The following is a 20434-nucleotide window of genomic DNA, read 5'->3' on the forward strand; positions in this document are numbered from 1 at the left end:
TCCATGCCTAAACTCGCAATGGCGACAATAGAGGACTTGTGCATGCTCTGCTGGGCCTGCGTCGCCGCGTGTAAGCAGGAGTTCGACGTGCCGCTGGGTAAGTGGCGTCTATTCATAGTTGAGTACTACACCGGGGAGTATCCCAACGTGGAGGGCTACATACTACACCTGCCTCAGTGTAACCACTGCGAAAACGCGCCGTGTGTCAACTCGTGCCCCACCGGCGCCCTGAGGCACAACCCCGAGACCGGCATAGTCCAGCTGGACAAAGACCTATGTATTGGCTGCCGCGCGTGCACCAGGGCGTGTCCCTACAACGCCGTCTACATGGACCCCAGGACAAACAAGGCGGATAAGTGCACCTTCTGCGAACACCTCGTGTACTCAGGCCTCCTCCCCGCCTGCGTCGCGGCGTGCCCCACGGGGGCGAGGGTATTCGGCGATCTTGACGATCCCAACTCCCTCATCGGGCGTCTATATAGGGAGGGCAAGATAAAGCCTGTGGGGAAGGTGGCCGATGTTGTGAAGCCGCGCCTATTCTTCGCCCCCTTCGGCTCCATGAGGCCTATAAACACAGACGCCGGCGCCTTCAAGAAGCAGATAACCGGCGATAAGGCAAACCAGCTCCTCGTGGATAGGAAGGTGGATATGAGTAGCTGGAACCCCAACGCAGACCCCGCGCTCCAGCCCGGGGCGCTGGCCGAGTGGAGTCCGGAGCCCAACGCCCTCGGCCTCTGGAAAGAGTTCACGCCCACCAAGAGCCCAGAGGTGGCTGAGCTCAGCAACGCCGTGAGGGACACGAGGCAACTCCTCGTATACGCCGCCATTGCGCTGTTGGTGATAGCCGGCGCGGGCGCCGTCTGGACAGGTCTAATAAAGCCGGCGCATTAGGGCTATGCCCGCGCCGCCTCTCTACAAAACCGAGGGCGGCAAGGAGTACATACTGCGTTTCAAACCGGCCACACAGCTGGCGCATTTGTTCCTACTAGTGGGCATGACAATATCATTTCTGACGGGTCTGCCCATGTTCTTCAAATTCGGCGAGAAAAATATCTTCGACGGGCTGGGCCTGGCGCTTGGCCTCGCCACAAACCCGTCGACTGCGCAACTCATCAGCATACTCCACGACTGGGTTGGCCCGGTTCTGATGTTAATAGGCGTCTTGATAGTGCTAGCCGTCTCCGACAAAAAGTTCGGACTTAGGGAAATTTCAAAGGTAGGTGAGGCCTTGAAGGTCTTCACCGAGGTAGCTAGGTATAGGCTCGGCGCGCGGAAGGACTACCCGCCGACGCCGTTCTACCACCCACTACAGGTATTGTGGGTTTGGGGAGTTATAGTCGGCCTCCTGTTGTTGGGAATCTCGGGGCTTTTCCTCGTCTTGGAGAAGTGGTTCTACATGCAGATTCTGCCGCCGTGGTGGCGGCTCTTCATGTCGATACTCCACATCATCGGCGCCTTTATATTCTTCGCCGCCTTGCCTATACACTTCCTCATGGCGCTATTTCCCACTAACTGGCCTATGCTCAAGTCGCAACTCCTGCTCAGGGGCTACGTGGAGAAGGAGTGGTGGATGGCGCACCACAAGGCGTATGCGGAAGAGGTTTTGAAGAGGGGGAGGCCATGACGGTGCAGATAACCCGCAGGGACTTCCTCAAAGCCGCCGCCGCGGCCGCCGCCGTCGGGCTGTCGCTAAGCGCCTTCGCCAGAGCCCAGTACCTCTACCCCGAGGTGGAGAAGGGGCAAAACTGGTGGAGCGGCCAGACGGGGCGCTTCGGCAACTACGCTACACTGTATAGAGTCCCGCCGACTGGTAAAATCGTGGAGACAGGAGGCTCGCTGGAGCTCAGCACGCCGGAGGGGTTGAAGACGGTTAAGCTGAAGTGGTGGGAGAACTGGATCGACTGGAGGGAATACGACGCCAATGCTTGGCCCAAGCCGCGGGAGAGGAGGTACTTCATAGCCACCGGAGGCGTATGCGGCGGCTGTGAGGTCACTTGCCACTTCGTGGTGTGGATCGACAAGGAGACTAAGCTCGCCAGAAAGATCATGGTAAACCCGTTTAGTAAGAACAACTGGGGCCTCTGTGTAAGAGGCCAGAGCGCCGCCGCCGCCGCGGCCCACCCCGACAGGATTGTCTACATCTTAAGCAAAATCGATCCCAGGACTGGTCAGAGAGTCGGCGCGCGCGGCGACGACAACTTCATCCGCATCTCATACGATGACTCCCTCGAGATCGTGGCTAGCTACTACGCCAAGGCCTTCTATGAGTACTTCGTCGAGGGCAACGTCATCGGCTCTATGAGGCTTCACTGGCATGAGGGGAGGCCTCTCCAGACGGGCTTCTTCACCCACCACCCGTGGACTAAGGACTGGGAGCAGCAACACTCATTTGGAAGCCACACCAACCTCTGCTCCTCCGGGGCGAGGCTCGGGAACCTCCTGTGGATTGCCATGGACCGCAACTCGCCTGACTACTACAACGCGAAGACAGTGGTGCAACACGGCATGGGCCACCTAGGCGACGCGGCCCACTTCCTCATGTCACACGGTCCGAGGCTCGCCGTAGCTAGGTTCAAGGGGGCGAAGGTCATATCGGTGAGGGAGAAGTACTTCCACACAGAGCTACTAGCGGATTACTGGGTTACGCCGTGGCCCGGCACCGAGGCGTGGCTGTGGGCCGCCGTAGCCAACGTCTTGATCAACGAGCTGAACGCCGTCGATTGGGAGTTTGTGAGGAAGTGGTGGAACTGGGACTGGTTCTTGAGAGACAGGAAGCTTCTCGACCACCTGTATAGAAATGGCTACATCAAGACGCCGCCGCCTGAGGATATATACGGCGTCACCGACGACGGCGTCATCTACATCAAAGACTACAACAAGGCGTGGAGCTACTTCCAGCAGTTTCTCAAGGAGTACTTCTCCAACTTTACGCCGGAGTACGCGGCTTGGGTAACTAGGCTAAACGCCAGAACGCCGCCTCCCGACCCGATAACGCCGGAGGAGGTCCAGAAAGCCGTCACGCTGATCAGAGCCATAGCCAAGGAGGTGGCGGCGGCCGGCAAGGCGCTGTCTATAAACCAGTGGCGTGGACCAGGGCAGACATACGGCGGGTGGATGCTGGCTAGGATGTTCTACCTCTTAATCGCCTTAACCGGCGCCGTCGGCACCGTTGGCGGCACCGGCGCGGCGTCTTGGCACAACACCGACTTCTTCTACTACTGGTGGCAGGGGACCCTCGCCGCGCAGGTCTTGAAGAGGAAGCTGGAAGGCCCCGCCGTTTGGAATATCAACATGATCGCGCCTGAGGAAAGCGCCTTTGGAGCCTACGACCCCACCAACACCATACCCTTCAGGATGTACGATCCCGAGTGGCAGAACTACTGGAGGCGCCTCGGATTCGTGGTGCCTGATAAAGTCTATGTCTGGGTATCTAGGGTGGTGAATCCGCTAGCCGCATATCAGGCGGGTGCCCAGTGGGTGAGGTTCTTCGCAAACCCCGAGAAAATTGAGTTGAAAGTCCACATGACGCAGTTCTGGAACGAGTCTTGCTACTTCTCCGATCTCTGCATCTCTGAGGGCCACTGGTTTGAGAGGCACGACCCGCAACCGGCGGCGCCCGGCATATACGCGCCGGATAGGTGGTTCAGCGTCAGGTGGCCGTCCTATGTGATATTCCTGATGCGCACAGGCTGGGCGCCCAGGGACCTCCACAGAGCTACTCTGGAGGCCCATCAGTACATTGGCCTGGGCGACGTGATCTCGCCGGAGGAGTGGTACATGGAGATGGTCTGGAGAGCCGTGGCCAAGACGGTTCTAATGGCAAAGCAAAACGGCAAGCCTGTAGACGACTTGTTGAAGGATAAGGAGGTAGACTACCTCGGCCTAAAGGTGAAGATCCCCAGCCTCGCCGACAGGCTGGCGTTTCTAATAGACGCCAACAGAGGGAAGAGGTACGCCGCGCAACTAGGCATCGACCCGGCCCAGCTACCGGAGAGGCTCATCAGGGATTTGTACGACGGGAGGATTACATATGAGCAGTTTGTAAACGACATCAGAAAGCAACTTCTGCCAACTATGTGGGATATGTATAACTGGGCCGTGTATGCCTTCTCGCCGACAGTCGTGAAATTCTCAAAGGATCAGGACCTCGAGCCTGTGGAGGCTCTTGAGCTGTACCAATTCGTAATCCACGACACCAACATCTACGCCGACAAGGTCTATTTAAGGAAGATACCGAGGGAGCAGGTGGCCAGGGTAGACCCAATTACAAAGCTGGCCTACGACTCCGCTGGCAATATCATTGGCGTCGAGATAGATGGTGAGGTATATCTAGGCTTTAACGCATTAGGCACTGTCACCCATACGCTGAAGCTCGAGTGGTACAGCCCCATCATGGCTGAACAGGAGCTGAGAGAGATCTCGATACCCATCATACCGCTTGAGTCAGATTTGAAGAAGGCGATGCAGGGCGACGTCGCCGCTGTTCAAAAGTTGATAAATATGAAGCTTCACTACGTCATACCTATCCACGACTTCTGGGGCAGGATACCCGGCCTCACCACTGGAATCGATGTAAAGAAGGGCGAGTTCGTCTTCGTGGCGAATTCACGCTTCCTGTATCAGGGCGAGAACTCAAGAGTGCAACAGATGTGGTACAGCTTCGAGCTGTACCCCTCGCTGTATCTGTGGGTCAACCCGGTGGACGCCCAGTTGCTGGGCCTAAAAACTGGCGATACCGTTAGGGTTAGATTTTTGATTCAGGCGCTAAACGACTTGGAGGTGAGTAGCTTCGTGACGAAGGTCTGGGTCACGCCTAGGGTGAGGGAGGGCGTCGTCGTGTTGCTCCACGGCGCGTATAGGTGGAGGCCTAAGTGGTGGGACTACGGCAAGGTGCTGAACACCGCCGGCTCGTACCCCACCTCGGCCGTGTTCCAAACCGTCGACATATCGGTGGACGGGGCGCCGCTCGTCGACAAGATCATGGCGGGGGACTTCAACTGGAAGAAGCTGAAGTGGACAAAAGTCGCCGATCCAGCTCCGGTGGCTGAGGAGGAGCTGGCAAACAAAGTCGCAATTACCAAGCTGTATAGGGAGAGGGGCATGCCGTATTGGGACTTGGCTAAGTTTGTCTGGTGGAGGGAGACCGGCACCACCTATGACTTCGTACTGCCGCAGACCAACGACCCCATCGCCTGGACTAACATGTGGCACTTCAAGGTTAGGATTGAGAAGGCCGATCCCAAGGAGTACGGCTCTATGGAGTTTGACTTCGAGGCGGCTAAGATGGCCTTCGACTTCTTCTACAAGCTACTGACTCACGGAAGCGACGGCGAGCTGTCTAAGACTATATACAGCTTCTGGAAGCAGAGGTGGGGCCTCGACCTGAAGTTCCCGAGGATACTTGGCATAATCACCGGCGAGGTGCTGTGTCCAAACAAGAAGCCCGGGGCGCCGGGTTGCGCGAGGCCTGATTTCATCGGCATGAGGAGGACGTTCCTATGGGGGCTTGGGATAGGGCCCAAGCCTGTTAAGTCGGCGTACTACTGGCCGCCGAAGATGCCCGACTTGAGAAAACTTCCGTGATATACATCTACAGCGTTCCAAAAACCCACTTTTTCCTCCCCTCCCTCCTCCCCAGGGGGGTTTCCCTACTCCTCCCCCTACCCCGTTGCGACCTCCTTCTCCTCCACGCCTACGGCCACCTCTCCAAGTCGGAGCTGTTGGCGAAGCTGGGGCTAAGCGACGGGTTTTACATGCGCCGGCGCCAGCTAATCGCGCTTCTCCCCACCCTGTCGAAGCTGTACCACGTGCGTTGCTACGCAGAGCTTGAAGAGGAGAGGGCGAGGGAGCGCCTCTTCTACGAAGTGGCCAAGGCGGTGTATACCCAGTTCTACCACGGCGCCGCGGCGGAGGTGCGCGTCGACATTGGCAAGACATGTCCAGAGGGGGGAGTGGTAGTTGTGGATAACTACATCGACTACATGAGGATGAGGAGTTGCGGCGACTGGGTCTACCTAGCCGAGCCGAGGCCCACACCTGTAGAAGAGTATCTACTGTCCGGGAGGCTTGACGTAGACAAGTATTTAAAATTCCTACATATGGTATATGCAAGGGGATATGAGGAGGCCGTCTCGTCTCTTTACTAGAAAAGTTGCGAGGATTGACCCATCCCGCTGTAGGAAATGCAACCTCTGTGTAAAGTCGTGTCCAGTGGGTGCCCTCAAGCCCCCCGCCGTCGCCGCCTCTCTATGTGTGGGATGCGGAATCTGCACATACTCGTGCCCCCTCGGCGCCATTTCAATCCACACAGTCGTGAGCAGGGGGGCTCTAGCCGCCATTCTGCTAATCTTGCTAATTGCGGGCGGCTCTCTATACCTCGCATTATCTACCCCCAGCTACTACGCCAACGAAGCGACTCCAATAAACTTCACCACGACGCTCGTCACGCCCACCTTTACGCCCACTAACGTCACCATGCCCACCGGAGAGGAGGCGGCAGGCGCAGGATCTGGATTTGGCTAAGCCCCGACGCCGCCCAATTCCGAGGAGATGCCCCCAACGCGCCGTGAGGCCCGTTATTTTTTGAGGCGTCGACCGCAACGCCGACGACGTAGGAGCAGTATCTGAGCACCAGACCCACATGTGGTCGTCGGAAAACGGAAGTGTCCTAATCGCCGGCGTATTCACCTGGGGAGGAGTTGCCGGCGTTTTTGACCACTACGAGGAGACTTCGTAGCTGTATTCCTCTCCGTACAGCACGATCTTGACATGTCTCTTTCTGACCTGCACTAGGCGCCTGGGCCGTAGCACCACGGTGTAGCTACCGTCGGGGTTTTGTTTGTAGGACTCCACAGCCCATTCCTCCCCGGCGCAGTCAGAGTACATGTAGGCAAAGTCCTCGAAGTAGTCGTAGGTGCCGCAGGTGTAGCACATATTCCCCGAAAACCTAGCCACTAGCCGCTCCGGCCCCCGCTCCAGTACCTCGACCACAGCCTCAGCCCCGAAGACGGCTCTAAACCTCCCCAGCGCCTCCTCGACGCAATCCACGCACAGAGAGCCAGTCCCCATTTTAAGTATTACCCGCCGCGGCGCCGCCGGCCCCGGCGTCTGTAAAAAGTAATTTCACTAACTGGTTTATAGGGATTTCCCCTTATCATCAATGGAGGGTTGGGTAGATGGGGGTGGGTTTAGACGGGTCGAGTCGCTTACCTACGAGGAGAGGACAATCTTGACTCTCCTGGTGACTAGTAGCAGGGCGAACATCAGCCAGATCGCCAGGAGGCTTGGGGTTTCGCGTCAGCTTGTGTGGTACACCTTGAGGAGGCTGAGGGAGAGGGGCCTCGTGGGGCCTCCGCTTGTATACGTGAGGCCCGACGTCGTGGGGCTCTACTACGCCTTTTTCCAAAGCGAGAGGGAGCCCGAGGACTACACAGTCCTGAAGTTCGAGACCCTTGAGGGCGCCTACATCTTCGCCGTGCCCTTCCACACCTTCGACGAGCTTGAGCTCCTCGCCAAGAGGTACGGGAAGCCCTGGTTCGTCCCCCGGCTCACCCCCAAGTCCCTCACGCCCCTGCAGCGTGAGGCCCTGCGCAGATACGTTGCTAGGCCCGACTTCACCTCTGTAGACATCGCAGAGGAGCTCAACCTCCCCAAAACCAAAGCCAAGAACCTGGCCCGGTGGGTTAGGCAAAACGTCAACGTCACCTACTGGGTTGATTTGAAGAGGGCTGGTATCGCGGCTTTGGCTGTCAAGACGGAGGCCCCCCTAGGCGCGTACGCCTCGCACAAGTTTTTCAAATGCTTCGCATACGCCATAGGCTTCTACGCAGTAGCCTTCCCAGACCTAGGAACAGCCGCGGAATTCGTCAGAAAAATGAGGTCGGCCGACCCCGACGCACAGATACACCTACTCGTCAACTACGAACTACGGCCCCCGCGTATCTAGCGCCGCGCTTCACGGCGCCCTAGTTTAAAAACCACGGCTCTCACTAAGCCGCGAGTTTTCTTCTAGAGAATTCGAGATATTGGAGAGCCGCCGGGGCGATGCTGGAGATGGGGGAGTACAATCTGGTGCTTTTCCACCTAGAGCAAGCCCTACAGCTCTGCCTTAAGTACAGGATCTACGAGAAGTACGGCGACTTTCCAAAAACCCACAGTCTTAAACAGCTGTTGGCGGAGCTCGGCGCAGAGGTTGGGGATAGACCCCCTAGTGATTGACCTTTTGGAAGACGCCTACATAGGGCCGCGCTACATTCCGGTGAGATACTCCAGGGAAAGCGCCCACCGGGCGCATCGAGAGGTGGAGAGGGCGCTCCGCGCGCTGTCATGTCTCTAGGGCTATACAGGCGGCTCTGGGAGAGGAGGGCAGAGGAGCTCCGCAATCTCTGGGCCACGTTGGAGAGGCTCAAAGCTAGGGCACGGGAGCTGGACCCCGGGGCCCAGGTCTATGTCTTTGGTAGCTTCGCCAAAGGGACCCACCGACCTGACAGCGACGTGGATGTGCTTGTAGTCACCAGTCTTGCAGAGACCGAAGAGGGGCGCCTCTACGTCAGAGCCGAGCTCGGGAGGATTCTGAGCCCCTACTCCCCAATCGAGCTACACATAGCCACGCCGGAGCAGTTCGCGTGGTATCTCCAATTTCTGGACGTCTACGTAGAGGTGTAGTGGGGCCTCGCCCACGGCGCTGTTCTCAAAAATATTTTTATACTCCGGCGCAGAGCTTCTCATGGATATATCAGAGATCATAGGCACAGTTGCGAAAAGCGTAGACCCCATCGCGGTAATTCAAGCTCTGGCTAAGGAGAAAAAACTCGACAAAGACGATATCCAGATTCTACTACTCACCTCAATACTTGAACATCTTAAAACCATGAATACAAAGCTTGAAAACTTGGCGTCTAAAGTTGGGAACATGGAGACAGAGTTGAAAAATCTTAGAAATGAGGTAGCCGCTCTAAGGGAGGACGTGAGGAATATGCATAGAGATTTGAGAGATAGACTTGACTTGATTAGCAACCAGCTGAGAGTGTTGAATACCAACATCGCCTCTACATATGAGCTGACCTCAAAGGTTGTGTCGGTGTTGATGTCCAAGGGCCTCCCGGTGGCGCCGTAGTTGCGGTTTTAACACACGGCGGGTTCACGCCGATGTTTCTACTCTCCCGCATTAACACTCCACGAGACAGTTGAAATATTCTCTGTTAACTGCGCGTTTCAACACACGCCGGGGTTTCACGCAGTGTTAGCTTGGGCAGACTAACACGCTTTACTAACATCTAATCAATATCGATATAAGTCAACGGGACGTGGTTCCCCCGGATACCTGGCCATTGGGTTATCTAAAACTCGTTAGAATTTGATAATATTTGTACAACATAGTGTTTTGTCTACTGTTGTTGATATTCTTTTTTATCTTGTTCATTAGTTGTATTATTTGTTTGTTCTTTATTTGTTTTATTTTCATTTTCAGTGTTTTTTGGCAGTTGTGACATTTCTATTAGTGTTTCTACTAGCTTCTTCCCCTTCTCTGTGATTCTGAGATACGTCTTTATGTCCAGCCGCCTTCTCTGCACCAGTCCGTATTTCTCCAGTTTCACGGCGAAGGTGTAGAAAGTGGGGTTTACAAAGCCGTAGGGTAGCGCGTCTACGGCGTCTATCCATTTTATATGTTTGTTCGCGAAGTATATCATGGCCAGGACCCGAAGGCCTTCACATCTCACCGTCTTTAGAAAGTCGTCAATCTGCTGGATAATCTTTATCTCGTTCTCCAAATCATCCATGAAGTAAAAAAGATGCCTCTATTATAGCTTGATTAGAACTTGACTACCTCGGCAAGTAGGTTGGCGAGGTGGGGGGCGCTGTGTTGGAGTTTTTCATAGGCTGTCGACACGTCGTCGTCTGGGGCCACTCCGTATCGGGTCAGCATGTATGCGTGCGGCCCCAGCACGTCTTTCACCGTCGCCATGTTCGCGGCGTGTATCCATTTTAAAAAATGTTCCGTAGCGGTTTGTGGGGTACAATGCTTCACCACTTATGGGGCTCCGCCTCCCCAAGCGCCGCCGTCTTCAGCCTCTCCGGCCCGCCCACGGCCTTTATAACAGCCGCCACAGACCTCGGGACCAGCTCCTCCCAGCGGGGGTCGCCCCTCAGCATGAGCTCCCTCACCCTTGTGGAGCTGTAGATCTCTCTCTGATACATGGGTTGCTGCTTGACTTCATACCCCGCCTCTCTGAATAGGAGCGCCACGTAGGGGTTCCCTGTGTACACCACGTGGAAGGGAGGCGCCAGAGACCTCACACGGCCCAGCCACTCTAGGTTGTTCTCCACGTTTGGCACCGGTATTACCACCACGCGGGAGAGGTCTACGCCGCCCTCGCGGAGGGCCTCCCTGAGCATCCAGATCCTCTCCCCCGCCGTGAAGGGGTCCTTCAAAATGTAGTTAAACTGGGCAGACCCGATGACCACAACCACCTCGTCCATCTCCCTAAGGATCTCCCTTATGGCGTGGACGTGGCCCCAGTGCGGCGGCTGGAACCTACCTGGGAACAAGCCGCGGCGCATGTCACACGCGGCGTCTCCCTATTTATCTATCTCCGCCAGGGGGATGTTTATATACACGCGGCCCCGCCTCGCCATGCCGGTTCTCCTGAGGAGTAAGGCGCATGGGCTTGTTGTCACTGGTAAGAATCTGAACTACGAGGGGTCTCTCACCCTGGGGGTGGATATCATGAGGGCTGCGGGGTTCCACCGCCTTGAGAGGGTGGAGGTTTATAACGTGACTAACGGGGCTAGGTTCTCCACTTACCTACTGGAGGGGCCCGAGGGTGTCGTGGAGCTTAACGGGGCGGCGGCGAGGCTTGGGGAGGTCGGCGATGTGATTATCGTCACGAGCTACGAATGTGTACAGGATGTGTCTAGCCACGTGGCTACGGTGGCTATCTTTAGGGGGAATAAGCTGGTGGAGGTGCGGCGTGTCAAAGCGTGAAGCGGACGCCTGAGGCCCCCGTGGAGGTCTTGTATCTTGTCCACCTGGCGTAGTACTCCAACAGCTTCTCTGGGTCTTTTGTAAAGAGGTCTCTTATGTCGTCTATGCCTAGGAGTATCATGGCGATTCTGTCGAGGCCCCAGCCCCACGCCAGGACTCTACTCTTCTTGACGCCTAGGGGCTCGGTGACTTCTGGCCGGAAGACGCCGGCGCCTCCGAACTCCACCCAGCCCAGCCTCGGGTGCTCTGCGTAGACCTCCACTGAGGGGGAGGTGAAGGGGAAGTAGGCGGGTCTGAACCTCACCCTGGCCATCCCCAGGGCTTTGGCTATCTGCTCCAGCTGGCCCAGCAGGTGTTTAAAGGTGAGGCCGGGCCCCACGACGATGCCGTCTAGCTGGTGGAACTCCATGCTGTGCTTCGGATCGAGCTTCTCCGGCCTGAAGACTCTCCCAATTGTAAACACCTTGTACTCGCCTTCGCCCCTCTCAGCCAGTGCTCTAATGGTCGTCGCCGTTGTCTGAGTCCTCAGAACTGGGTTGAGCGCCTTGGCTCTGTCCCACCTGTAGCGCCACTTCTCCTCGTGGACTCTCCCCACGGCCTCCAGGAGGTGCTCCGGCACGTGCTCCACCGGGCCTCCCCACTGTACGTAGAATGTGTCGTGCACCTCCCTCGCCGGGTGGTCCTGCGCCTGGAACAGGGCGTCGAAGTTCCAGAACTCCACCTCCAGCACCGGGCCCCTCACCTCTTCGAACCCCAGCCCCACCATCACCTCCCTAACGTAGTCGAGAAACTCGTTGAAGAAGTGGGGCACCGGGGCTGGGTACTCGGGGGGCTCGACGCCTAGGTCAAACGGCTTGAGCACGTACGTACGCCACCTCCCGGTGGCGATATCCTCGCTGGTGATGGCGGTTTTGACCTCAGCGGGTTTTACATCCACAGCCACTGCCTTGACATATATCCTAGTCTTCTCCATCTTCTTCACTAGCTTCCTCTTTACGAACTCCTCTATCAGTTCTCTAGGCGCCGTGTCGAGAGAGTTTAGGGCTTTCTGCCTCTCCTCGAGGACGGCGATGACCCTTTGGTACGTCTCGGCGTCTAGCTCTATGACGCCTCCCCGCGGCTTCACGCCGTGTTTAGCCAGATTCGCCAAAGCAATCTGAGCCTCTGGGCTCTGGGGCACAGCCGCCACGCACCTCCCCTCTCCACACACGGCGGACTTCAGAAGCTTGTACTCCGGGAGGCCCTCCGCGGCCCTTACGCGGCCCTCCTCTGTCAGCTCGTAGATCACCTCGGTCTTCTTCTCAACCTGCAACACGCCCTTGGCGCGGCCCTCCTCGACGTAGCGCATGAGGCTCTCCGGGGGCACCCCCAGCTCCGCCGCTATGTCGTCTATGAGGCGCCACTCCCCGGCGCGTCTTATAATTTCGTAAAGAGTAGGCGGTAAAACGAGCATGTGGTCTAAAAATCTTGTCTTTAAGTATGTACTACCTGCCCCTAATGAGGGAGATGGGGACCTCCTCCTCTTTCTCCTCCTCCTTGGGTATCTTGGCTTTGAAAACCTCTTTGTACAGCAGGTCGCGGAGGGCTGCCCTAATGGCCTCGCTACGGTTGGGGAAGATCCCCCTCCTCACAAGCTCGTCGAGCTCCTCCAGCATCTTTTTAGGGACGTGCACCGAGATCAGCGACATCTTATCTTGATTCTTGCTCCTCGGCATGTCTAGTGGAGATACCTGCGTTAATAAAGGTCATCTCCAGGTAATACCGCTGTACTATTCCTGCGTCTTGGCTTTGGCGGTGGAGAGGGCTTTTATGAGCTGTTCCAACACCTTGTACTTGGGCAGTGTGGAGAGCTTCTTGGCGAGCCTCCTCAGCCTCTCGGCGTCTGCCGCCGTAATTGTCTTGGGCCGCCCCTCGTTGTCGTAGGCGTACCACTTCCCCTTCTCGTATATATACCCCACGTCGCCCATGTACACCTCGGCGTAGAGCCCTCTTCTCTTCGACTCGGCGAATACGACGATGTCGTCTATTTCAAGCTCCATGTAGGTGTTGCGGAGGACCATGCGGAGAAACGGAGCTCTGAGCCTCACGGTAGCAAAGAGGTTGGCGATTTTAAAAAGGTAACTGTCAAGAGGACTCGAAAGGCTGTCCCACGCCGACGGTGTTGCCCACCCCGATGACGAGCACGGACTCCCCCGGCGCCACGTTGCTGGAGATAAACTCCAGCACCCTCTTGGTAGTGTGGTTGACTGCGTTGTATATCTCGCCTGTCATGGTGGTGAGCGCCTCGGACTGCCTCATCTTTATGAGAAAGGCGTACAGCGGCACGCCGTACTTAGTGGCGTACGACTCGATGTTAAACTTCTCCACGCCGACGCCGCCCATGGCCATCCCGATGCCCTCCGCCACCTCGCCGGTCTTCTCCCCCTCCAGCCTCAACGCGGCGTCTATACTCACTATGTACTTCGGCTTGGCGCCCAGCTTCTGGAATACGTACTCCACAGCCTCGTCAAGGCGGCCCACTGTGCTACCCGGCCCCCGGGCCTTGATCACGTAGAGGCGCCTGCCGTCGTAGATGCACTCAGCCACCACCGTGTCTTTGACGTCGTTGTGGTACACAGGCGCCCCGCACTGGTTGAGTATGTTGTAGGCCACGAGGGGCCCTGCGCTGTCTCCAATGGGGACCCCCTTTATGAATGAGGTCACGGCTTCGTTGACTGTGTCTGTGAGCTCCTTGAGTAGCGGAAGCAACATGGTTAGCTGTATGACTAGGTAAAAGGCTTTGTACTTCCTGGCGGTTTTGTAGTAGTGGTCAACCACCTTGTATATGAAGTTCATGTACCTCAGCGCCTCTACGGCGGTTGCCAGGTTCTTGACAACGACGCCGTCCTCAACGAGCCTTTTTATCTCGCCCTCGTAGGTCTCCACGTAGGTGTTCAGTATGTGTTTGTACTTCGGCACGATGCCGTTGGGGTCTAGAGAGGTGGGCTCAATCACGGCGAAGTCCACCATCCTCTTCAACGTCGACTCGAGCTCAGATCTCTGCACCTCCCTCCGCTTAAACTTGTCCAAGGCGCTGAGCACGTTGGCGGAGGCCGCGTTCAGCAACTGGCCAAGGTAGGAGAGGAAGCCGCTCACCTGGCTGAGGTACCTATACATCTGCAGGTCCTGTAGCATGAAGATGAGGGCGAACCATACCAATATCGATATCAGGTACCACATCGGGTCGTATGTAGTCTGTGCATACATTGAATGCCCTGTATTATAGACATATAAAAGTTATCAGTGATCGAAGGCTCTATCACCTCTCAGGCCCTTCCCCTCATCACGGTGGGAAAGGCGACCGGGGTTTTAAGCTTATACCTCCACCACGTCTCTGCCGCCCCTCTCCTCCTTCTTCTCTTCACGTCTACCCCTCACCCCCACCGCCGCGGCGGCGCCCACCGCCCCCGCCGCCACGAACATCTTGACAAAACTTTCAAGGGTAAGCGTAGGCAACTTAACCACCGGCCGCACGTTTACCAGGTACTTAACTCCGTTGATCTCGACGGCAACGGGATCCGCCAGCGGAATTATCCTGGCGGCGCCGCGCTCGCCGTAGAACTTCAAACCACCGACGTACACGGCGAAGCGGTCAATAGGCGACCCCAGCACGTCGACCACCCTCATCTCTCTGTAGAGAGAAGATGCGTTTATGACTAACCTGGGGGCGGCCCTCACGACGTATTCAGCCACGACGGAGCCGTTGAGAAGGAGCCTCACTGTGACGTTTGTCCCCAGCTTGGCAACCTCCGGAGCCACCGTTGCGTTGAAGCCCTGGACGTCGAGCACCACCCTCGGCTTGACGAGGTCTGTGTAGGCCTCAACGGCGCCATCCCTCACCTCTGCGGGGTATTTATAAACTATGTCGCCAACCTTCACGTATACGTAGTAGGTAGGCCCCTCGACTATGCACATAGCCACAGGCGAGCCGTCTTCCGTAGATACGGCGTATACAGATAGGTCCTGGCCGTCGACCGTCTTGGCGGTGGCCCCCTTGAAGAGCCACGTCTTGACGGCCGTGGGGAGGTGGTAGAAGTTGAGGACATACTCCTCGCCTGTGGCCAGCTTGACATATATCTGTAGCGGCCTCTCCACCGGGTTGTACACCAGCGCCGTCCCGTTGCACTGGCCAACCACGGGGAGGGCGATCTGCTCCACGACCACCCGGGGCCTCCCAACCGCCGCGGTCTGGTTTGGGGAGAACATCAGGTTGAAGTCAGGCGTCCACGGCTTGACGCCCTCTATCCTCACGCCTGCCGTGGGGATCACGAAGTAGTAATCCGCCTTTGTGTCCGAGAGGCTGATGTAGGTGATGTTGGCTATGCCGTAGGCCGAGATCTTGGCGGTGGAGTACACCACGTACTCCTCCATATAGACCCCCAGGGACTGTGTCGACCACACCTTGAAGTAAAAGTCGCCTTCCACTTGTGGAGGGGTGAAGGACTTCACCCTGAGGATCGCCGTGCCGTTTACCTCAAGCGGCACGCCTTGGTATACGTAGACCGACTCCTCCCCCTTCACCGTGACCGGCACCACGGGGCCGAGGCTCCTCCACCTGTCTACCTTAACCGTGAGGAAGTCTCCACAAACGCGTCCATTTACAAACTTGGGCGTTGGGTACGGCTGAAACGTGGGCGTAGTTAGGACGCCGGTGTTGGACACGGCGTGTACCGAGGCTATGCCCCACGGCGAGAGGGGATCGACGTAGGCTGAGAAGTTGGCGCATCCGCCTAGGGGCGCCGTGTAGATAAATGGTATGGAGGTAATGGGGACTGTGAGCACGGTGGCGTTTATGACGAGGATCAAGAGGCCGTACATGTAGTACAGCGCCGGCGCGGTTATATAGTCATTGGTGACTTTAAACGCTAACTCTTAAATAGGTTTCCGAAGTCTACGCCGTGAGGTGGTCCCTCTATGCAGTTTTGTACCTAATCGGAGTCTTGACGCTGGGTCTGTTGCTGATGGGGGCTGAGCAGATGGTGGCCGCGGCTCTAGACATCGTATTTCTCGTAATTGCGGTAGTCCTCTTCAGACTCGCGCTTAAGGACGTGTCGGCGGCGCTGGACATCTCGACAGAGGACAGAGAGAGGGCTGAGCTGAGGATGGTGCAGGCTCTGCTCATCGTCACCTTCGTCATCTCGGCGTCTGTGCTGGGCTACAGCTTTCTAAAGGCCGTATTCCCCTTCGTGCCTTAGCGCCGCTCCTCCAGCCTGCTCCGGCACTCCTCCAGCTGGGCCTTTAGCTGGGCCAGCATCGCCTCTCTCAAGAGGAGGCTTCTGTAAAATGCAAGGGTCTCGCGCTCCTGCTCAAGAAGCCTCCTCTCCCACTCGTTTAGCCTCTGCTCCTCCTCCACAAGCCTCTTGGCGAACCTCCCGAGGTTGTCCAACAGCTCCACCTCCTTAGCCCTCACAGCCTCCTCCAGCCTCCTGAGCTCCTCCTGTTTCTTACCCACTGCGTCTTCAAACATCTTGTACTTCCCCACCAACTCCTCCAGCTCCTGGCGCCTCTTCTCAAGAGCCGCCTGTACCTCCTCCAGCTCCTTCTCCCTCCTGGCCAGCTCAGCCAGCCTCTTCTCCACCTCGGCGGCCTGGGCGAGGAGGGACTTGGCGCGCTCCTCCTGCTCCGCCAGCTGCCTCTGCCTAACCGCCAGCTCCTGCTCAAGCTTCTTAAGCTCAAACTCCTTCTTCAGAAGCTCCTCTCTAAACTGCCTCAGCTGTTCGTCTCTCTCCTCCAGCTCCCGCATACGGGCGGTCAGCAGAGACAAGGCCTTCTTAGCCTCCTCCAGCGAGGTCTTCGTGGGGTCGGACAGCTCGGCCACCTTCTTCACGTTCTCCATCACGAGGGCGAGCTCCCCCTCCCTCTTCCTCAACGCCTCCTCCCTAGTCCTCAGCTCCGCCTCTTTGTAGGCGAGTTGCCTCATCTTAGCCTCGTAGTCCTGGAGCCTCGCGTTGAAGTCTTTCATCAACTCCAGCATAGCGGAGGCCACGGTGCGTATCTGCTCGCTCTGCGCCTTGAGGGCGTTTATCTCCTCAGCCAAGCTCTGCACCCTCCCCGCCACTGCGTCGAGCTTCTCAGCCACAGAGATGAATTGGTTTGTGGCGTCCGTCACCGCCTTTGCAGAAGCGGAGAGCCGCTCAGCCACAGCAGAGAGCCCCCCCAGCCTATCCGCCGAGGCGTTTATCTGCCCGACCAGCCTGTTGAGCTGGGAAGTGGCCTCCACCAAGTCCTTCGACACCCTGCTCAGGAGGGCCCCCAGGCCCTCGACAGATTTCTTCAAGTCGAGAGAATTCGCCTTAACCTCAGCCACCACCTCGCTCCTCACCTCCTCCAGCCGCGTGGAGAGGGCCGCGACGTCTGAGCTAAGCTTTACCAACGCCTCATCTACCTTCTTACCCGCGTCCTCCCTCCTAAACACAGTTTTCCACAGACCCAGAGATATATAAACATCTCGCGTATATACACCAGTATACACCTGCTAACTTTCAGCAAAGCGGCGCAGTGGTTAACAACACGCGGAGCGCCCCCCGCCGTACCTGCGCAAAGCTGGATGCGGCAGACACCTGCGGGTGGTGATGTGCAACGGGCGACAGATCTACTGGGTAGTCGTGGCTTGTGTAGTTACTGAGTGGCTCTTTTCAAAACGTCCTGCAGTGCTATGAGTCTCTCTAGCAGTGCCATGCACGCCTCGTCTCTCTTCGCCCGATCCTCCGCCAATGCCGCCCTTACGAGGCTGGCGTTCTCGACGACAGAGAGGGCGGCTGAGTTCAGCTTCTCCACGGCCTCCCGCACCGCGTCCAGCACCGCCTCGATGTTGGCCGGTTGTTGTTGCTGCGGCTGGGGGAGTTGCGCCACCCTCTTGGAGAGCTCGGCGACATCCCTCTGCAACTTGGCAACTTCCCTCTTCAGCTCTCTGAGCTCTGCTAGTATCTCCACGACGTAGTCTGGATAGGCGAAGTCGTCGGCCATGCCACCCACGGTGCCATAGTTTATATAGCTAACGCACGGTTACTTTAGATTTAGGCCTACTTATTAGCCAGAGCCCACTCGTTGCCTCTAGCCACCGCTCAGTATGTGGAAAAAGTTCTGGAAATGACCACGAAGGGCTTAGACGGGCGCGCTTTATGTATGCTTGACATGTTTTTAAAAACTTTAAGTTTTTCTGCATATGCCCAGGGCGGCGCATACAGGCTCTAGTTTCATCAACGCGTCATAGGCGCCTCTGCTGAGATCTATCTGTTTCTCTTTTCTGCTCCAGCTCTCCACGCCGAATGCCTTCAGCACGGCGGCCGTCCTCACGTAGTCCGCCTCGCAACCGCCCTCCGCGCTTGCGCACTGATCCTCCACCCCCCTTCTATAAAGCTCCGGCCGAAACCTGCGCATCTCTACCCGCCCTAGGCCCCGCCCGCTAGAGAAAAGGTAGGAGGGAAAAAAGGAGGGGTTTACCTAGCCTCTATGTATATGCCAGAGGGTACTTGATAGCGGCAGATGTTGCCCCACCAATCCCTCGCGGTGTACTGATACTTGCTCACGGCGACGTATATGTACTCCGGGGCATTGTAGTCGGTGGAGACGCCGGGGTTGTCGCCGTCGTTATGTATCGAGCCTTTGATATATATACTGGCGCCTTGTATAGACAGCGATATGTCTATGCTGGGGAATACGTCTATAGGCAGTGAAGTCCGCGTTCTGGCCAGAGCCGCCGACACAATGGAGCCCAGTGGGATGCCTACTTCAAAATCTGCCCCACATTTGTCAAAATAGGGGAATATCTCCTCGAACAGTATATACTCGCGTGGCTGAAGAGCCCCGTCTGAAAGCGCCGTGTTGGAAATGACGAGCTGTTGCTTATCTACCCCGCCGTAGAAGAGGTCAATAATTTCCTGGGGCAGGACAAAATCTTTTCCACTTACAATTGTGCTACCGCTGATGTAGATATCCGCTATGTAGAAGTAGTTCTCTTCTTGAATGTAGGATCTGCCTACGGGCCCCTCGTAGTAGACGTCGTACGAGGCGAAGACAGGCCTCCCCCATATCCAAATCCAGCCAGATATAGTGGGGGCGAGGATGAGATTGTTATCTAAATAGTACTGCTGGCCTCCCCAGCTCCTGCCAGCTAAGCTAATGAAGGGCCCGAAGTCGCCCATAACCGCTAGAGTGGCGCTGACGGCAACTTGCGGAGTAGTCGATTCAACTCGTATGTATACACTCACCGTTCCGCTGTATGTATAGTCGTTTACCGCCATGACAACGGGCACTTTCATATACAGCCTGCCGTTGTAGTTTGTGAAGTACGTAGAGGGAAACGCGGTGGTTAAGTTGTTGACTCCCACCCAAGCCTTTCTATACCAGCAGATAAACGCCGGGGGTTCTGGACTTATTAATTCACACCACGTGTCTTTCGGCGGCTCGACAGACGGCGGCTTCATCGAGGGGGGCGCAGAGCCGTAGCTTGCAAACAGCCCTCGCTTCTCTTCTCTATCCACCTTAGCCACGTGCCCCCTCCACTCCCCCCTGCCCTTTGCCACATGTAGCGTGTATATCAGCTCTTCTCCTCTCGCCACCTTGGCTGGGGGGTAGTCTAGGAAGTAGGTGGTGTAGAACAGAGGCCTCCCGCTGGTTTTGTTTACAACCGCCAGGCTGACTATAAGCGCGGTGAAGAAGTCCTCGGGGTCGTGCCCCCTAGCCCTTAGTAATTCAGTCCAGTTCTTAGCCACGTCGGCTAGGGCGCCGGCTGGTATGTGTACAGAGCCCCTGGTGGGCCCTGAGAAAACTGCCACTTCTCCATCCGGCGTGACGGCTCTTACGAAGACCGCGGCGGCTACGTCAGGTCTTGTAAAGAGGTCGCTCTTCTTTACGCCGGCCTCGTAGAGCTCAAACCTCAGCGTGACCCCCGGGCTAGGCGTCTGAAACCCCAGCACCACAAACACCACGGCAACCAAAGCCGCCAACACCACCAGCTTGCCTACTCGGGATTTCTTTTCCATGTCCGCAACTGTACCGGGGGAGGGGGGGATATAAGCCTTATTATATACTCAAAGTCAATACTTAACGGCAGAGATACAACGTAAAACTGCGGAGAGAGCTACACGGCACGTCGGCGACAGCCCGCAGATCCCAGGCCTCCGCCGGCGGCCTGTCTACCGCGGCTCGAACCCCACTTATGGCTCCACCAGCGCCGGCTGGGACCCACATTTGCAAAATTTACATGGAGTCCCTGCCGGGATTCGAACCCTATCCCAAGCCCCCCACACGGAGCTTTTACGGGGGCCACATGGCTGGAGAAAAACTTCGGCCTTTCCGAAGTGTCTGCTGTCCTCAGAGTCCTAAAGGCCCCGGCCGTCTTCACCCTGCTACCCTCCACATGAAATCAAGCTACCTAGGGTCCCGGAAATCAAGATAGTTGAAACATCG

At 57.0% G+C, this 20434-nt stretch carries 24 protein-coding genes; 11 read left to right on the forward strand and 13 right to left on the reverse strand.

Going from position 1 to position 20434, the window contains the following annotated elements:
- The first annotated feature begins 3 nt into the window (after positions 1-3).
- The 5 genes from P186_RS12735 to P186_RS12755 are packed head-to-tail and all read left to right on the forward strand — an operon-like array spanning position 4 to position 6522.
- The gene (locus P186_RS12735) at positions 4-891 is read left to right on the forward strand and encodes a 4Fe-4S dicluster domain-containing protein (RefSeq protein WP_237179420.1); all 888 of its coding nucleotides are present in this window, start codon (positions 4-6) and stop codon (positions 889-891) included.
- Positions 892-895: 4 nt separating this feature from the next.
- The gene (locus P186_RS12740) at positions 896-1624 is read left to right on the forward strand and encodes a cytochrome b/b6 domain-containing protein (RefSeq protein WP_014289925.1); all 729 of its coding nucleotides are present in this window, start codon (positions 896-898) and stop codon (positions 1622-1624) included.
- The gene (locus P186_RS12745; RefSeq protein ID WP_237179421.1) at positions 1567-5583 is read left to right on the forward strand and encodes a molybdopterin dinucleotide binding domain-containing protein; all 4017 of its coding nucleotides are present in this window, start codon (positions 1567-1569) and stop codon (positions 5581-5583) included. Before P186_RS12740 ends, P186_RS12745 begins: the two co-directional genes overlap by 58 nt.
- The gene (locus tag P186_RS12750) at positions 5580-6146 is read left to right on the forward strand and encodes a hypothetical protein (RefSeq protein WP_014289927.1); all 567 of its coding nucleotides are present in this window, start codon (positions 5580-5582) and stop codon (positions 6144-6146) included. Before P186_RS12745 ends, P186_RS12750 begins: the two co-directional genes overlap by 4 nt.
- Positions 6118-6522, forward strand: a complete 405-nt coding sequence (locus P186_RS12755) for an ATP-binding protein (RefSeq protein WP_148683076.1) — start codon at positions 6118-6120, stop codon at positions 6520-6522. Before P186_RS12750 ends, P186_RS12755 begins: the two co-directional genes overlap by 29 nt.
- 195 nt (positions 6523-6717) lie before the next feature.
- On the opposite strand, the gene P186_RS12760 is transcribed toward P186_RS12755, so the two are convergent.
- Positions 6718-7047: a hypothetical protein gene (locus P186_RS12760; protein ID WP_014289928.1), complete on the reverse strand. Its 330-nt coding sequence runs from the start codon at positions 7045-7047 to the stop codon at positions 6718-6720.
- A gap of 112 nt (positions 7048-7159) precedes the next feature.
- Here P186_RS12760 and P186_RS12765 point away from each other — a divergent pair, with 112 nt between their 5' ends.
- From P186_RS12765 to P186_RS12780, 4 genes are all read left to right on the forward strand, one after another.
- Entirely contained in the window at positions 7160-7945 is a 786-nt protein-coding gene (locus P186_RS12765; RefSeq protein WP_014289929.1) for a winged helix-turn-helix domain-containing protein, read from the forward strand.
- 98 nt (positions 7946-8043) lie between these two features.
- Positions 8044-8217 (forward strand): HEPN domain-containing protein, encoded by a 174-nt coding sequence (locus P186_RS14425; RefSeq protein WP_014289930.1) that lies wholly within the window; start codon positions 8044-8046, stop codon positions 8215-8217.
- A 108-nt stretch (positions 8218-8325) separates the two neighbouring features.
- Positions 8326-8664 carry a nucleotidyltransferase domain-containing protein gene (locus P186_RS12775; RefSeq protein WP_014289931.1) on the forward strand — a complete coding sequence of 113 codons (339 nt, stop codon included), beginning with the start codon at positions 8326-8328 and terminating at the stop codon, positions 8662-8664.
- A 61-nt stretch (positions 8665-8725) separates the two neighbouring features.
- Positions 8726-9115 carry a hypothetical protein gene (locus tag P186_RS12780; RefSeq protein WP_014289932.1) on the forward strand — a complete coding sequence of 130 codons (390 nt, stop codon included), beginning with the start codon at positions 8726-8728 and terminating at the stop codon, positions 9113-9115.
- Between the two features lie 271 nt (positions 9116-9386).
- Here P186_RS12780 and P186_RS12785 read toward each other — a convergent pair whose 3' ends face one another.
- From P186_RS12785 to P186_RS12790, 3 genes are read right to left on the reverse strand one after another with little or no spacing between them, the layout of a single operon-like run.
- Complete coding sequence (locus P186_RS12785; protein WP_014289933.1) at positions 9387-9779, reverse strand: hypothetical protein; 393 nt, start codon at positions 9777-9779, stop codon at positions 9387-9389.
- A 32-nt stretch (positions 9780-9811) separates the two neighbouring features.
- Complete coding sequence (locus tag P186_RS14120) at positions 9812-9964, reverse strand: hypothetical protein (protein ID WP_014289934.1); 153 nt, start codon at positions 9962-9964, stop codon at positions 9812-9814.
- 59 nt (positions 9965-10023) lie between these two features.
- Positions 10024-10560 carry a nicotinamide-nucleotide adenylyltransferase gene (locus tag P186_RS12790; protein WP_014289935.1) on the reverse strand — a complete coding sequence of 179 codons (537 nt, stop codon included), beginning with the start codon at positions 10558-10560 and terminating at the stop codon, positions 10024-10026.
- A gap of 73 nt (positions 10561-10633) precedes the next feature.
- On the opposite strand from P186_RS12790, the gene P186_RS12795 reads away from it, so the two are divergent.
- Positions 10634-10984 (forward strand): aspartate 1-decarboxylase, encoded by a 351-nt coding sequence (locus tag P186_RS12795; protein ID WP_148683077.1) that lies wholly within the window; start codon positions 10634-10636, stop codon positions 10982-10984.
- On the opposite strand, the gene pheS is transcribed toward P186_RS12795, so the two are convergent.
- The 5 genes from pheS to P186_RS12820 form a co-directional block, all read right to left on the reverse strand.
- Entirely contained in the window at positions 10974-12437 is a 1464-nt protein-coding gene (pheS, locus tag P186_RS12800; protein WP_014289937.1) for a phenylalanine--tRNA ligase subunit alpha, read from the reverse strand. The genes P186_RS12795 and pheS overlap by 11 nt on opposite strands.
- Positions 12438-12468: 31 nt before the next feature.
- On the reverse strand, positions 12469-12699 hold the full coding sequence (locus tag P186_RS12805; protein ID WP_014289938.1) for a ribbon-helix-helix domain-containing protein: 231 nt from the start codon (positions 12697-12699) through the stop codon (positions 12469-12471).
- A gap of 54 nt (positions 12700-12753) precedes the next feature.
- A complete protein-coding gene (locus P186_RS12810) occupies positions 12754-13071 on the reverse strand; it encodes a hypothetical protein (protein ID WP_148683078.1) in 318 nt (105 codons plus the stop codon).
- Between the two features lie 37 nt (positions 13072-13108).
- Positions 13109-14230, reverse strand: a complete 1122-nt coding sequence (locus P186_RS12815; protein WP_014289940.1) for a DUF1512 domain-containing protein — start codon at positions 14228-14230, stop codon at positions 13109-13111.
- A 108-nt stretch (positions 14231-14338) separates the two neighbouring features.
- Complete coding sequence (locus P186_RS12820) at positions 14339-15841, reverse strand: hypothetical protein (RefSeq protein ID WP_014289941.1); 1503 nt, start codon at positions 15839-15841, stop codon at positions 14339-14341.
- An 80-nt stretch (positions 15842-15921) separates the two neighbouring features.
- Between P186_RS12820 and P186_RS12825 the strand changes: the two genes are divergently transcribed.
- A complete protein-coding gene (locus P186_RS12825) occupies positions 15922-16218 on the forward strand; it encodes a hypothetical protein (protein ID WP_014289942.1) in 297 nt (98 codons plus the stop codon).
- On the opposite strand, the gene P186_RS12830 is transcribed toward P186_RS12825, so the two are convergent.
- The 4 genes from P186_RS12830 to P186_RS12845 all read right to left on the reverse strand — a co-directional run bounded on the left by P186_RS12830 (position 16215) and on the right by P186_RS12845 (position 20007).
- Complete coding sequence (locus P186_RS12830; RefSeq protein WP_148683079.1) at positions 16215-17438, reverse strand: coiled-coil domain-containing protein; 1224 nt, start codon at positions 17436-17438, stop codon at positions 16215-16217. The two genes, P186_RS12825 and P186_RS12830, sit on opposite strands and share 4 nt — an antisense overlap.
- A gap of 203 nt (positions 17439-17641) precedes the next feature.
- Positions 17642-17989 carry a hypothetical protein gene (locus P186_RS12835; RefSeq protein WP_014289944.1) on the reverse strand — a complete coding sequence of 116 codons (348 nt, stop codon included), beginning with the start codon at positions 17987-17989 and terminating at the stop codon, positions 17642-17644.
- A 183-nt stretch (positions 17990-18172) separates the two neighbouring features.
- Complete coding sequence (locus tag P186_RS12840) at positions 18173-18403, reverse strand: hypothetical protein (RefSeq protein ID WP_014289945.1); 231 nt, start codon at positions 18401-18403, stop codon at positions 18173-18175.
- Between the two features lie 59 nt (positions 18404-18462).
- Complete coding sequence (locus P186_RS12845) at positions 18463-20007, reverse strand: hypothetical protein (RefSeq protein ID WP_014289946.1); 1545 nt, start codon at positions 20005-20007, stop codon at positions 18463-18465.
- Between the last annotated feature and the right edge of the window lie 427 nt (positions 20008-20434).

Source organism: Pyrobaculum ferrireducens (assembly GCF_000234805.1).
GTDB classification, from domain to species: Archaea; Thermoproteota; Thermoprotei; order Thermoproteales; family Thermoproteaceae; genus Pyrobaculum; species Pyrobaculum ferrireducens.

Excerpts from the sequence above, each read along its gene's own strand:
- P186_RS14120 (WP_014289934.1), bottom strand. The coding sequence starts at position 9,964 with ATGGCGACGGTGAAAGACGTGCTGGGGCCGCACGCATACATGCTGACC.
- P186_RS12775 (WP_014289931.1), top strand. The coding sequence starts at position 8,326 with ATGTCTCTAGGGCTATACAGGCGGCTCTGGGAGAGGAGGGCAGAGGAG.
- P186_RS12740 (WP_014289925.1), top strand. The coding sequence starts at position 896 with ATGCCCGCGCCGCCTCTCTACAAAACCGAGGGCGGCAAGGAGTACATA.
- P186_RS12785 (WP_014289933.1), bottom strand. The coding sequence starts at position 9,779 with ATGGATGATTTGGAGAACGAGATAAAGATTATCCAGCAGATTGACGAC.
- P186_RS12820 (WP_014289941.1), bottom strand. The coding sequence starts at position 15,841 with ATGTACGGCCTCTTGATCCTCGTCATAAACGCCACCGTGCTCACAGTC.
- P186_RS12840 (WP_014289945.1), bottom strand. The coding sequence starts at position 18,403 with ATGCGCAGGTTTCGGCCGGAGCTTTATAGAAGGGGGGTGGAGGATCAG.
- P186_RS14425 (WP_014289930.1), top strand. The coding sequence starts at position 8,044 with ATGCTGGAGATGGGGGAGTACAATCTGGTGCTTTTCCACCTAGAGCAA.
- P186_RS12755 (WP_148683076.1), top strand. The coding sequence starts at position 6,118 with ATGAGGAGGCCGTCTCGTCTCTTTACTAGAAAAGTTGCGAGGATTGAC.
- pheS (WP_014289937.1), bottom strand. The coding sequence starts at position 12,437 with ATGCTCGTTTTACCGCCTACTCTTTACGAAATTATAAGACGCGCCGGG.
- P186_RS12780 (WP_014289932.1), top strand. The coding sequence starts at position 8,726 with ATGGATATATCAGAGATCATAGGCACAGTTGCGAAAAGCGTAGACCCC.
- P186_RS12795 (WP_148683077.1), top strand. The coding sequence starts at position 10,634 with ATGCCGGTTCTCCTGAGGAGTAAGGCGCATGGGCTTGTTGTCACTGGT.
- P186_RS12835 (WP_014289944.1), bottom strand. The coding sequence starts at position 17,989 with ATGGCCGACGACTTCGCCTATCCAGACTACGTCGTGGAGATACTAGCA.
- P186_RS12735 (WP_237179420.1), top strand. The coding sequence starts at position 4 with ATGCCTAAACTCGCAATGGCGACAATAGAGGACTTGTGCATGCTCTGC.
- P186_RS12815 (WP_014289940.1), bottom strand. The coding sequence starts at position 14,230 with ATGTATGCACAGACTACATACGACCCGATGTGGTACCTGATATCGATA.
- P186_RS12790 (WP_014289935.1), bottom strand. The coding sequence starts at position 10,560 with ATGCGCCGCGGCTTGTTCCCAGGTAGGTTCCAGCCGCCGCACTGGGGC.
- P186_RS12805 (WP_014289938.1), bottom strand. The coding sequence starts at position 12,699 with ATGCCGAGGAGCAAGAATCAAGATAAGATGTCGCTGATCTCGGTGCAC.
- P186_RS12845 (WP_014289946.1), bottom strand. The coding sequence starts at position 20,007 with ATGGAAAAGAAATCCCGAGTAGGCAAGCTGGTGGTGTTGGCGGCTTTG.
- P186_RS12765 (WP_014289929.1), top strand. The coding sequence starts at position 7,160 with ATGGAGGGTTGGGTAGATGGGGGTGGGTTTAGACGGGTCGAGTCGCTT.